Source organism: Rhodanobacter geophilus, assembly GCF_040812275.1.
GTDB classification, from domain to species: domain Bacteria; phylum Pseudomonadota; class Gammaproteobacteria; order Xanthomonadales; family Rhodanobacteraceae; genus Rhodanobacter_A; species Rhodanobacter_A geophilus.
Map to the genome: position 1 here is coordinate 224056 of NZ_JBFOHL010000005.1, position 12338 is coordinate 236393.

A 12338-nucleotide genomic window follows, 5' to 3' on the forward strand; every position below is an offset into this window, starting at 1 on the left:
TGGGCGCGATCCTACAGCGGAGGTTGCTTCGTTCGTCCAAGCGATTTGCATAAAAACTCGAAAACCAGTGTTGTCGCGCTCGACCACCCAGTCGAGCTTTTTTTGTGCCCGAGCTTGTCGTTTTTTCTTTCGGTGTCGTGTTGGCTTTTCGCCAGAATTTGCGATTTTCGCGTGTTGCGGCGAGTCCTGCCGGATGGCCACGTCAGCGGGCGTCGTGGTTTGTCCGAAGGGTTTCCGGCACGGGGCCGGATGGGAACCCGCCTTTCGACGGCCGCGCGCAGGCCTGATTGACCGTGGCCACGCGACCATTCATTCCATTGCCTGAACTTGCGAGACGGAATCCATCCATGAAACGAGCTTATCTGTACGCGTCGATTGCATTGTCCCTTGGCCTGGCGTCGTCAATGGCGCTGGCGCAAGACACGACCGGCAACAACCAGTCCGCGCAGGGCACGGCCCAGCAGGGCGGTGGCGGCCAGTCGAGCGTGTCGAGCACATCCAAGGTGTCGGCAGTCGCCACCAAGCGCGCGCGCGAGCTGCAGGCCGTCCAGGTGACGGCGACGGCCCCCGCGCTCGGCGGCGGCCTGATGTCCGAGCAGGACGCGCCCAAGGCGGTGTCGACCATCACCCGCGAGGCGATCCAGCAGGGCGCGCCCGGCGGCACCTTCGCGCAGGCGATCGAGAGCATCCCGGGCGTGTTCACGTCCACCGACGACTACACCGGGTTGAACGACGGCGACTACTCCATCCGCGGTTTCACCAGCGATGAGGTCGGCACCACCGTCAACGGCGCACCGATCAACGACAGCGGCAACTACCGCGTCTACGCCACCGAATACGGCGATGCCGAGAACATGGGCGACATCACCGTGCAGCAGGGCTGGCCGGACGTCGATCAGCCGATCTCGGGCGCGGCCGGCGGCTCCATCGGCTGGGCAACCATCGACCCGTCGCACACGGGCGGGGTCGATCTGAGCCAGACCTTCGGCAGCAACAGTTATCACCGCACCTTCGTGCGCCTGAACACCGGCGACATGGGCCCGGTGCGCTCCTGGGTTTCGTACTCGAACAACGAAGCCAGCATCTGGGACGGCCCCGGCAAGCAGAAGGTGACCAAGGTCGATGGCAAGCTGCTGTGGACCATCGACGACCGCAACTCGATTTCCTTCTCGCTGCAGTACAACCGGGAAGTGAAGAACAGCTACATGCATCCGACCAAGCAGCAGGCGGCGCGGGACTACGAGTACAACTATTCCAATGTCTGGACCACGCCGGAGAATCTGGGGTCGACCAGCACCAGTTCCTGCGGCCCCAACGTCAGCTACAACGCCTGCTACTACAAGTTGCACGTCAACCCGTACACCAGCTGGATGGCCAGCGCCGACGGCGAATTCACGCTGAGCGACAGCCTGCACCTGTCCGTGGTGCCCTACTTCCAGTACGGCAGCGGTGGTGGCAGTGGCGCGACGACCGGCTACGAAAGCACCTACAGCGACAATGAGTATCTGGACGTGAATGCCGACCTCAATGGCGACGGCATGATCAAGAACGGCAGCAAGGGACTGGTCTATTCGCTCAGCCAGAACTTCACCTATCGTCCGGGCGTCATCGCCAAGTTGAGCCAGGACATCGGCAGCAACGACACCCTGGTCTACGGCGTGTGGTGGGAGCGTCCGCGCGAGCAGCAGGACGAGGTGTTCTCGCTGGTCGACCCGGCCACCGGCACCCCGTCGGATATCTGGGGCCAGACGGACGTGATCCGCTACCCGGACGGCGACATCCAGAAGGCCTACGGCGAATACACGACCACGACCACCGAAAAGGCCTTCGCGACCAACACGTGGACGCCCAGCGACAAGTGGACGGTCACCGCGGGTCTGGCCTACATCTGGGCCAAGCGCCAGGGCTACGACTTCGAATACCCGGGTGCCGACTACGGTCCGTACTACAAGCAGCAGTTCGGTGGCCCGTTCGAAGCGACCTACCACGATTGGTCGCCGACGGCCGGCGTGAAGTTCCAGGCGAACGACGAGAACCAGTTCTACTTCGGCGTGGGCAGGACGTTCCGCACGCCGGTCAACGGCGCGTTGGCGCAGAACGGTGCGGCGGACGACCTCAATGCGGCCCACCCGGACCCGGGTTACAGCTTCAGCGCGGTGAACAAGCCGGAAACCGCGACCAGCGCCGACCTGGGCTGGCGCTTCTACACCACGCGCGTGTCGGCCAGCATCGACGCCTATGCCGCCAACTTCCACAACAAGCAGGTCAGCGGCTACGACGAAAACAGCGGCCAGACCGTGTATACCAACCTGCCCAGCGTGCACATGCGCGGCCTGAACGGCGAGGCCAGCATCAGGCTGAACCGGCAGTTCACGCTGTACGGCTCGTACACGTACACCGTGGCCCGCCAGCAGAGCGACGTGAACACGGGTGGCGACGGCATCTACTACACCAGCGGCAAGACCCTGACCAACACGCCGCGCAATGCGGCCTACCTGCGCCTCGGCTACAAGCAGGGGCCGCTGTGGGCCAGCCTGAGCGCGAAGTACCGCGGTGCGGTATGGGGCGACTGGTCGAATACCGAGCAGGTGGGCGGCTACACCATGTTCAACCTGAGTGCGGGCTACCACCTGCCCGATTTCTCGGCCGACTTCACCAAGCCCTTCATCAAGTTCAACGTGTTCAACCTGACCGACCACCGGGCCTTCACCTGGGCGTCCAGCAGTCCGTTCCTGGCCTCGAGCGCAGGCAGCGAGTACGACGTCAACGGCACCAAGCTGTATGCCTCGCCGGCGACCTACTCGATCCTGCAGGACCGCACCTACATGATCACCTTCGGCGTCTCGATCAACTGATCGTCGTGTTCACCGCCCACGGCTGACACAGCGTGGGCTGCCTTGGCCGGCCCCTTCGGGGGCCGGCTTTTTTGTGGCCGGCAATCCCGTGGCGCCGCCGCAACTGGCTGCGATACTGGCAAATAGTTACGAAATTGCAATATTCTTCACGTAACTTTGTGCTGCGACCGGCGTGATCAAAGTCCGGTTCGTATCGTTATTCACAGGGAAACACAAGAAAATTATTGCCTTGCGGCACAACTCCGCGAGGCGAGTGATCCGCTTGTTGCCCTGATTTCGTTATTTTTTGCGAATCACCACCATGGGGTCGATGTCTCGATGAAAAGCACTCTTCGCGCAAAATTGCTGCCGATGACCATCGGCGCGCTGCTGGTCTCCACGCCGATTCTCGCCCAGGACACCTCGTCCTCGATCAGCGGCCGCGTACTCGACGCCAGCGGCCAGCCAGTCGCCGGCGCCACCGTGCAGATCGTGCACGAGCCCTCGGGCACCACCAAGATCATCGCCACCGACGCCAGCGGCCGTTATGCAGCGCAGGGCCTGCGCGTGGGCGGCCCCTTCGACGTCACCGCGTCCAAGGCCGGCCTGGCCCAATCCGAGCGGAGGAACGTCTACCTGCAGCTGGCGCAGGACACCGCGGTCAACCTGACCATGGGGGCGGAGCAGGCCAGGGAGGCGAAGGAACTGGGCGCGGTCACCGTGTCGGCCAGCGCGCTGGCGCAGACCTTCACGCCGGACAACAAGGGCATCTCCACCAACATCTCGCAGCGCGAGCTGGAAGCCGTGCCGGCGCCGGATCGTTCGATCCAGAACATCGTGCGCATGGACCCGCGCGTGGTGATCACCGACCGCGAGCGCGGCGAGATCTCCGCGGTGGGCCAGAACAGCCGCTACAACAACATCACCGTCGACTCGATGAGCGCGAACGATCCGTTCGGCCTCAACGCGAACGGCCTGCCCACGCTGGGCACGCCGATCTCGCAGGACACCATCGCCGAATACAACATCTCCACCGCGAACTACGACGTGGCGAACCGCCGCGGCCTCGGCGCGGCGGTGAACGCGGTGACCAAGAGCGGCACCAACGAGTTCCACGGCTCGGTGTACTACGCGTTCCAGAACGACAGCATGATCGGCAACAACCAGCAGGACGCGAAGTACGCCGGCTTCTCGCGCCAGTGGACCGGTGGCGCCACCGTCGGCGGCCCGATCATCAAGGACAAGCTGTTCTTCTTCGCCTCGCTGGAGAAGAGCACCCAGGTGGCGGCGGGCAGCCCGTACGGGCCGGCCGATTCCGGTGCCGCGCAGCCGATCGCCGGCCTGACCTCGGCCCAGGTCGACCAGATCCGCCAGATCGCCGCGCAGAAATACGGCATGACCGACCTCGGCAGCGTGGGCGGCGGCAACTCCAACCTGCAGGACAAGCGCTACCTCGGCAAGATCGACTGGAACATCAGCAACAACCACCGCGCCAGCTTCACCTTCAGCGAGACCAAGGAAACCAAGCCGATCATCACCGGCAGCCCGACCAACCTGCGGCTGTCCAGCGGCTGGTACACCACCAAGGTCGACAACAAGAGCTACGCGCTGCACTTCTACGACGACTGGTCGGACGTGTTCTCCACCGACACCACCGTGTCGTACCGCAACTTCACGCAGAACCGCGGTCCCTACAACGGCGTGGCGATGCCCGACGTCACCGTCTACCCGGCAACCTTCGGCGGCCCGAACGTGGAGTTCGGCACCGAATACTCCAGCCAGGCCAACGTGCTGAAGGTGAAGACCTGGAACGCGGCCTGGGCCGGCACGCTGTTCCTGGGCGACCACACCGTGAAGGGCGGCGTCGATTTCGAGCGCGGCGAGTACTACAACCTGTTCCTGCAGAACCTGTACGGCAGCTACATCTTCGAGAACCTGACCGGTGGCCCGGGCAACGGGCTCGATGCGTTCGCCCAGGGCCTGTACTACCAGTACCGCTACAACCGCCCCGCCGACGGCCTGTCGCTGGCCGATACCGCCGCCGCCTACAACCTGAACCAGTGGGGCGTGTTCCTGCAGGATACCTGGCAGGTCAACAACAACCTGTCGGTGCAGTACGGCGTGCGCGTCGACATTCCGCTGATGACCGACCGGCCGATCTACAACCCGGCCTTCGCCGCCGCGTTCGGCCGCAGCAACCAGACCACGATCAACGGCAACCGCGTGGTGCAGCCGCGCATGTCGTTCAACTACAGCTTCGACACCGAGCGCATGACCCAGCTGCGCGGCGGTGCGGGCCTGTTCGTGTCGAACCCGCCGGGCGTGTGGCTGGGCAATATCTTCTCCAATTCCGGCATGACCCAGACCCAGTTCAACTGCGGCCCGACCCAGAAGGGTTGCCAGACCAACCTGCCGGCGTTCAGCCCCGACCCGAATGCCCAACACGACGGCACCCCCGGCACCGGCCAGATGACGGTGAACACCATCTCGCCGGGCTTCCGCATCCCCAGCGCGTGGAAGTTCACGCTGGGCTTCGACAAGGAACTGCCGTGGTGGGGCCTGATCGCCACCGCGGACTACCAGCACATCAAGCAGCGCGACGCGATCTGGTTCCAGAACATCAACACCGGCGCCCCAACCGGCGTGCTGCCTGACGGCCGCCTGAGCTTCTACCGGTTCCCGGACCTTGATCCCAAGGCGAAGAACCAGACGGTGACCTACAACGCCAACCCGGCGTTCTCCAATGCGAACATCAACCTCGCGAACAGCAGCAAGGGCAAGGCCGACAGCCTGACCCTGGCGCTGAAGAAGCCCTTCGCGGACGGCTGGATGGCGATGGCCGGCCTCGCCTGGGGGCGTTCCACCGAGGTGAACCCGGGCACTTCCAGCGTGGCGCTGTCCAACTACCGCTACAACTTCCTCACCAATCCCAGCGAGAACGTGGCCAGCACCTCGAACTACTCGGTGCCGTGGCGCGCAATCGCCTCGCTGACCTGGCAGCATCGTTTCTTCGGTGACTACGCCACCACGTTCAGCGCGTTCTACGACGGCCACTCGGCCTCGCCGTACAGCTGGACGTTCGGCAACGACGCCAATGGCGACAGCTTCGTCAACGACCTGGTGTTCATCCCGAAGCCGGGCCAGGTGGAGTTCCGCTCCACCGGCAGCACCGCGCTGGATGCCCAGTTGCAGAAGGAATTCTTCGACTACATCCAGGGCAACCAGTACCTGCGTGACCATGCAGGAAGCATCGCCAAGCGCAACGGCGCCCGCGCCGGCTGGATCAACCAGCTGGACCTGAGCTTCAGCCAGGAGATTCCCGGCATCTTCAAGGGCAACAAGGGTGTGGTGCGCCTGGACCTCTACAACTTCGGCAACATGCTCAACAAGAACTGGGGCGTGGAGAAGCGGGTGGGTTTCCCGGGCGGCCGTGCCCTGGCGGACTTCTACGGCTACGACAAGGCCACCGGCAAGTACATCTACGACATCAGCTGCGGTGGCGCGAAGACTTGCACCAACTACATCCAGGACGGCCATTACAGCCCGCAGCCGATCCCCGTGTACATCAACAACAACGACGACCTGGCCCAGCGCTGGTCGATCCTGCTGACCGTGAAGTACAAGTTCTGAGGTGCCATCGCTAGCGATTCATCTGGCCGGCGCCCGCGAGGGCGCCGGTTTTTTATGGTGCAGATCTTGTGAGCGCCCTGCGGGCATGCAGAACGGCAATCCTGCCGTTTTGTCTTGACCGCGTGCAATCGAGGCGGGAAGCTTCGAGGTCGCCGCATCCGTGCGGGCATGTGCCCGCGGGACAGTGGCATGGAGATACCGATGAACGATGCAGGTGCCGGCGCTGCCGGCCGCAATGCCACGGTGAGCGCGCGCATCTCGCCCGCCGGTGGCCTGGACATCCTTTCCCGCCACGAGGTGGCGCGCCTGCGCGGCGCCAGCGATTCGGGCCTGCACGGCCTGCTGCGCCGCTGCGCGCTGGCGGTGTTGACCTCGGGCGCGATCAGCGACGATCCGCGGGCGATCCTCGAGCAGTATCCGGACTTCGACATCCAGGTGCTGCAGCAGGACCGCGGCATCAAGATCGAGTTGACCAAGGCGCCGGCGCAGGCCTTCGTGGACGGCCAGATCATCCGCGGCATCAACGAGCTGCTGGTGGCGGTGGTGCGCGACATCGTCTACGTGTCCACCCAGCTGGAGCAGATCGGCAGCGACCTCGAACCGTCCGACGCGCTGACCCAGGTGGTGTTCGAGATCCTGCGCAACGCACGCATCCTCAAGCCTTTCATCGACCCGAACCTGGTGGTGTGCTGGGGCGGCCACTCGATCTCGCGCGAGGAGTACGACTACACCAAGGCGGTGGGCTACCAGCTCGGCCTGCGCGGCATGGACATCTGCACCGGCTGCGGCCCCGGTGCGATGAAGGGGCCGATGAAGGGCGCCACCATCGCGCACGCCAAGCAGCGGCGTCGCAACAACCGCTACATCGGCATCACCGAGCCGGGCATCATCGCGGCCGAGTCGCCGAACCCGATCGTCAACCAGCTGGTCATCATGCCGGACATCGAGAAGCGCCTCGAAGCCTTCGTGCGCATGGGCCACGGCATCATCGTGTTCCCCGGCGGCGTGGGCACGGCGGAGGAAATCCTCTACATGCTCGGCCTCCTGCTGCACCCGGACAACGCGGGTACGCCGTTCCCGCTGATCCTTACCGGGCCGAGGCAGTCGGCCGCGTACTTCGAGCAGATCGATCGTTTCCTGCGGCTCGCGCTGGGCGACACGGTGGCTGCGCATTACCAGATCATCGTGGATGATCCGGCCGCGGTGGCGAAGGCGATGGCCAAGGGCATCGACAAGGTGCGCAACAACCGGCTGGACACCAAGGATGCGTTCTTCTTCAACTGGGCGCTGCGCATCCCGCTGGAATTCCAGATCCCGTTCCGCCCTACCCACGAGGCGATGCGCGGCTTGCAGATCCGTCATGGCCGGCCGCTGCACGAATTGGCGGCGGACCTGCGTCGCGCGTTCTCCGGCATTGTGGCCGGCAACGTGAAGGAGGAGGGCGTGCAGGCGATCGAGCAGAATGGCCCGTTCGACATCGACGGCGACCGCGACATCATGCAGGCACTGGACAAGCTGCTGCAGGCCTTCGTCGAGCAGCACCGCATGAAGCTGCCCGGTGGCGCGGCCTACGTGCCGTGCTACCGCGTGGTCACCGGCTGATGGCCGGCGCGGAAGGCGGCCCGATGGCTTGACAGCCCACCATCCGGTCGACAAACTACGCAGCTCCCGCCCGAATAGCTCAGCTGGTTAGAGCACTTGACTGTTAATCAGGGGGTCGTTGGTTCGAGTCCAACTTCGGGCGCCAGACAGATGAAAAGGCCGGCAGCGATGCCGGCCTTTTTGCATGCCCGCACCCCGCAAAACCGCGCTCACTGCGCCGCGGCACAACTGGCGGCCTGCTCGGCGCTGGCCTTGGCGCCGCGAACGCGGCCGGAGTTCGCGATCACCACTACCAGAACTTGGTCAGGCTGGCCGCGGTGACAGAAGCGCCAGGTGTTGGTCATGCCGCTGGCGCTGCCGTCGCTCTGGAAGCGCACCAGCCGGTGCCCACTGTCGCCGAGGACGACGATGCCGGTGTAGCCGGCCCGGCTGCGCAATGGAGCCGCGTCCGGCTGGCCCTTGCGGGCCGTGTCATGGCCGATCAGCCAGCCGGTTTCCCAGCGCGTGTCGTTGCTGCAGCTCCGGCCGTCGTGGCTGGGGCAGAACAGGGTGGGCTTGCCGCTGACCACGGCGGTACCGCGTGCGTGCTGCAGGGCGGCGATGAACTCCGTCTGTGCCAGTTGCACCTGGTTGCGCTGGAACAGCCGTGCCAGTGCAGGTACGGCGATCGCAGCTAGCACGCCGAGGACCGCCACCACCATGATCTGCTCGATCAGGGTGACGCCGGCTTGCCTTCCACGGAAGCCGCAAGCCTCTCGCATCGCCATGACGCGCTCCTGCATGGGCGGGAGGGTCATGCTAGGAAGCTGCGTTCGCGCGGCCAGCCGTCGGATGGATGGCCACGGCGTCGGTTTCTGCTGACAGGCGCTGTCAGCAGCGGCGATTTAATATGCGGGTATCCGCCCGCATATCGTCCGCCATGACCGATTGCTTCGAACTCGTTGCGCCCTACCAGCCCGCCGGCGACCAGCCCGAGGCGATCCGCCGTCTCGGCGAGGGTTTCGAGGCAGGGCTCGCCGCGCAGACCCTGCTGGGCGTCACCGGCTCGGGCAAGACCTACACCATCGCCAACGTGATCCAGCAGGTGCAGCGGCCCACCATCGTGATGGCGCCGAACAAGACGCTGGCGGCGCAGTTGTACGGCGAATTCCGCGAATTCTTCCCGCACAACGCGGTGGAGTACTTTGTCAGCTATTACGACTACTACCAGCCCGAGGCCTACGTGGCGGCCTCGGACACCTACATCGAGAAGGACGCCTCGATCAACGAGCACATCGAGCAGATGCGGCTGGCCGCGACCAAGGCGTTGCTGTCGCGCCGCGACGCGATCATCGTCGCCACGGTGTCGGCGATCTACGGCCTGGGCAATCCCGAGGACTATCTCTCGTTGCGCCTGATCCTGGCCAAGGGCGAACGTATCGAGCAGCGCCAGCTGATCCGCCAGCTCACCGAACTGCAGTACACCCGCAACGAGATGGAGCTGCGCCGCGGCACCTACCGCGTGCGCGGCGAGGTCATCGACGTGTTCCCCGCCGAATCGGAAACCGAGGCGCTGCGCATCGAGCTGTTCGACGGTGAGGTGGAGAACCTGGCGTTGTTCGACCCGCTCACCGGCGAGACCATCCGCAAGGTGCCGCGCTACACGGTCTACCCGCGCACGCATTACGCTTCCACGCGCGAGAGCGTGCTCAACGCGATCGACACCATCAAGGACGAGCTGAAGGACCGGCTGGAGGTGCTCTACCGCGACAACAAGCTGGTCGAGGCGCAGCGGCTGGATCAGCGCACCCGCTACGACGTGGAGATGATGGCCGAGGTGGGCTACTGCCAGGGCATCGAGAACTACTCGCGCCATCTTTCCCGGCGCGCGCCGGGCGAGCCGCCGCCGACGCTGTTCGACTACCTGCCTGCCGATGGCCTCTTGGTGGTGGACGAATCGCATGTCACCGTGCCGCAGATCGGTGCCATGTACAAGGGCGACCGTTCGCGCAAGGAGACCCTGGTGGAATTCGGCTTCCGCCTGCCGTCCGCGCTGGACAACCGTCCGCTGCGCTTCGAGGAGTGGGAGGCGCGGGTGCCGCGGGCGATCTACGTCTCCGCCACGCCGCGCGAGTACGAGCTGCAGAAGTCCGGCGACGCCATCGTGGAACTGGTGGTGCGTCCCACCGGCCTGGTCGATCCCGAGGTGGAGGTGCGTCCGGTGCGCACCCAGGTCGACGACCTGCTGGGCGAGGCCAACAAGCGCATCGCCATGGGCGACCGCGTGCTGGTCACCACGCTGACCAAGCGCATGGCCGAGAACCTCACCGAGTACCTGTCCGAGCACGGCGTGAAGGTGCGCTACCTGCATTCGGACATCGAGACGGTGGAGCGCAGCGAGATCATCCGCGACCTGCGCCTGGGCGAGTTCGACGTGCTGGTGGGCATCAACCTGCTGCGCGAGGGTCTGGACATGCCCGAGGTGTCGCTGGTGGCCGTGCTCGACGCCGACAAGGAGGGCTTCCTGCGCTCCACCGGCTCGCTGATCCAGACCATCGGCCGCGCCGCCCGCAACGTGCGCGGCAAGGCCATCCTCTACGCCGACGAGGTCACCCGCTCGATGCGGGCGGCGATGGACGAGACCGGTCGCCGCCGCGAGAAGCAGCTGGTCTACAACGAGGCGCACGGCATCACCCCGAAGACAGTGCAGCGGCGCATCGCCGACATCATGGAAGGTGCGCGCAGCGAAACACCGGCACGCGGGCGCGGCAGCAAGGGCCGGCAGCGTGCGGTGGCCGAGATGGCGGCCAGTTACGAGGCCATGGATCCGGCCAAGGCCGCCGCCACGATCAGGAAGCTGGAAGCGCAGATGTACAAGCATGCCCAGAACCTGGAATTCGAGGATGCGGCGAAGCTGCGCGACCAGATTCACCAGCTCCGCGAGCAGGCGCTGCGCTGACCAGGCCTCCGGCCGGCCGAGCTTGTGGATGGCCAGGGAGTCGCCTATACTGCGCGGCTCGCGCGGCCTGCCGCCACGCGAATCGGGCGGTTAGCTCAGCGGTAGAGCACTACCTTGACATGGTAGGGGTCACAAGTTCGATCCTTGTACCGCCCACCAGATACCATGCGACGGCGCGAACCTCGGTTCGCGCCGTTTCTTTTTCCGGCTGGAGCGGAGCAATGGTCTATCTGTGGGTCAAGAGCTTCCACGTGCTGTTCGTGATCGCCTGGATGGCCACGGTGTTCTACCTGCCGCGCATCCTGGTGAACCTCGCCGAGGCTGGCGACGAGCCGGCGGTGCAGGCACGGCTGCTGCTGATGGGGCGGCGGCTGTACAAGTTCGGCCACAACATGTTCGGCATGGCCTTCCTGTTCGGGCTGACGCTGTGGCAGGGGTGGCGGCTGTTTCCATCCAGGCTGCCGAACGTGACCGCAGGCATGCACTGGATCGACGCCAAGCTGACCCTGGTGGCCGTGCTGCTGGCGTATTTCGTTTGGGCCGGGCGGATGATCAGGCGCTGCGAGCAAGGTGGCGCGCTGCCGTCGTCGAAGACCTTGCGCTGGCTCAACGAGCTGCCGGTGCTGCTGCTGCTGGGCGTGATCTTCCTGGTGCTGGCCAAGCCGTTCTGAACAACGCGCCTGCCGTAGGAGCAACTGTCTTCACCCCGGGTTGGGCACTCTCCATTCGGTGCGGTCACGGGCCATGGCGTTGAGGCGGGTGAGGAGGACGCGCATGCAGGCGGTGATGGCGACCTTGGCGCACTTGCCCCTCTGGCGTAAGGACGTGTAGCGCGCCTTGAAGTCGGGCTGGGTGCGGATCACCGACCCACTCGCCATGTACAGCACGCGGCGAATGGGTGCCCTGCCGCCGCGGATGCGGCGTTTGCCGGAGTGCTGGCCACTGTCCACGTTGTAGGGTGCCAGTCCGGCCAGGGCCGCGATCTGGCGACGATCCAGCCGGCCCAGTTCCGGCAAGTAGGCCAGCACGCTGGCGGTGGTGACCTCGCCGATGCCGTCGATGGCCCGCAAGCGCTGGCTCAGGTCGTCATCGAGCTGGCGCTGGGCCTGGACGATGGCCTGGTCGATGCGGCGGATGCGTTGGCGCAAGTGGCCGATGTGCTCGATGAGGTCATCGCGCACCGCCGGCAGGCGGGCCTGGTGCAGGCGGCGACGCTCGTCGTCGCGTTGCTGGATGAGCTGCTCGCGACGCTGAACCAGGTCGCGCAGCGCCTCACGTTCGGGCTCCAACGCGGTGCTGGGCGCCTGTACCAGCTCGGCCATGCGGGCCAGCAT

At 65.4% G+C, this 12338-nt stretch carries 7 protein-coding genes and 2 tRNA genes; 7 read left to right on the forward strand and 2 right to left on the reverse strand.

The window, feature by feature from the left end:
- Nucleotides 1-347: 347 nt before the first annotated feature.
- The 4 genes from ABQJ56_RS07700 (at nucleotide 348) to ABQJ56_RS07715 (ending at nucleotide 8211) form a co-directional block, all read left to right on the forward strand.
- Nucleotides 348-2855 (forward strand): TonB-dependent receptor, encoded by a 2508-nt coding sequence (locus ABQJ56_RS07700; protein ID WP_367844415.1) that lies wholly within the window; start codon nucleotides 348-350, stop codon nucleotides 2853-2855.
- Between the two features lie 318 nt (nucleotides 2856-3173).
- Entirely contained in the window at nucleotides 3174-6464 is a 3291-nt protein-coding gene (locus ABQJ56_RS07705) for a TonB-dependent receptor (protein WP_367844416.1), read from the forward strand.
- A gap of 201 nt (nucleotides 6465-6665) precedes the next feature.
- Nucleotides 6666-8066: a nucleotide 5'-monophosphate nucleosidase PpnN gene (gene ppnN, locus ABQJ56_RS07710; RefSeq protein WP_367844417.1), complete on the forward strand. Its 1401-nt coding sequence runs from the start codon at nucleotides 6666-6668 to the stop codon at nucleotides 8064-8066.
- Between the two features lie 68 nt (nucleotides 8067-8134).
- Nucleotides 8135-8211: transfer RNA gene (locus ABQJ56_RS07715), tRNA-Asn, on the forward strand.
- A gap of 64 nt (nucleotides 8212-8275) precedes the next feature.
- On the opposite strand, the gene ABQJ56_RS07720 is transcribed toward ABQJ56_RS07715, so the two are convergent.
- Entirely contained in the window at nucleotides 8276-8863 is a 588-nt protein-coding gene (locus ABQJ56_RS07720) for a GspH/FimT family pseudopilin (RefSeq protein WP_367844418.1), read from the reverse strand.
- Between the two features lie 122 nt (nucleotides 8864-8985).
- On the opposite strand from ABQJ56_RS07720, the gene uvrB reads away from it, so the two are divergent.
- The 3 genes from uvrB (at nucleotide 8986) to ABQJ56_RS07735 (ending at nucleotide 11675) form a co-directional block, all read left to right on the forward strand.
- The gene (gene uvrB / locus ABQJ56_RS07725; RefSeq protein ID WP_367844419.1) at nucleotides 8986-11004 is read left to right on the forward strand and encodes an excinuclease ABC subunit UvrB; all 2019 of its coding nucleotides are present in this window, start codon (nucleotides 8986-8988) and stop codon (nucleotides 11002-11004) included.
- Nucleotides 11005-11088: 84 nt separating this feature from the next.
- Nucleotides 11089-11163, forward strand: a tRNA-Val gene (locus ABQJ56_RS07730).
- Nucleotides 11164-11225: 62 nt separating this feature from the next.
- Nucleotides 11226-11675, forward strand: a complete 450-nt coding sequence (locus ABQJ56_RS07735; protein WP_367844420.1) for a CopD family protein — start codon at nucleotides 11226-11228, stop codon at nucleotides 11673-11675.
- A 30-nt stretch (nucleotides 11676-11705) separates the two neighbouring features.
- Here ABQJ56_RS07735 and ABQJ56_RS07740 read toward each other — a convergent pair.
- Nucleotides 11706-12338 (reverse strand): transposase (locus ABQJ56_RS07740; RefSeq protein WP_367844421.1); only part of this gene is annotated, 633 nt, incomplete at its 5' end.

What these genes read in the sequence shown, in the direction of transcription:
- ABQJ56_RS07705 (WP_367844416.1), top strand. Translation starts at nt 3,174, where the DNA reads ATGAAAAGCACTCTTCGCGCAAAATTGCTGCCGATGACCATCGGCGCG.
- uvrB (WP_367844419.1), top strand. Translation starts at nt 8,986, where the DNA reads ATGACCGATTGCTTCGAACTCGTTGCGCCCTACCAGCCCGCCGGCGAC.
- ABQJ56_RS07700 (WP_367844415.1), top strand. Translation starts at nt 348, where the DNA reads ATGAAACGAGCTTATCTGTACGCGTCGATTGCATTGTCCCTTGGCCTG.
- ABQJ56_RS07735 (WP_367844420.1), top strand. Translation starts at nt 11,226, where the DNA reads ATGGTCTATCTGTGGGTCAAGAGCTTCCACGTGCTGTTCGTGATCGCC.
- ABQJ56_RS07720 (WP_367844418.1), bottom strand. Translation starts at nt 8,863, where the DNA reads ATGACCCTCCCGCCCATGCAGGAGCGCGTCATGGCGATGCGAGAGGCT.
- ppnN (WP_367844417.1), top strand. Translation starts at nt 6,666, where the DNA reads ATGAACGATGCAGGTGCCGGCGCTGCCGGCCGCAATGCCACGGTGAGC.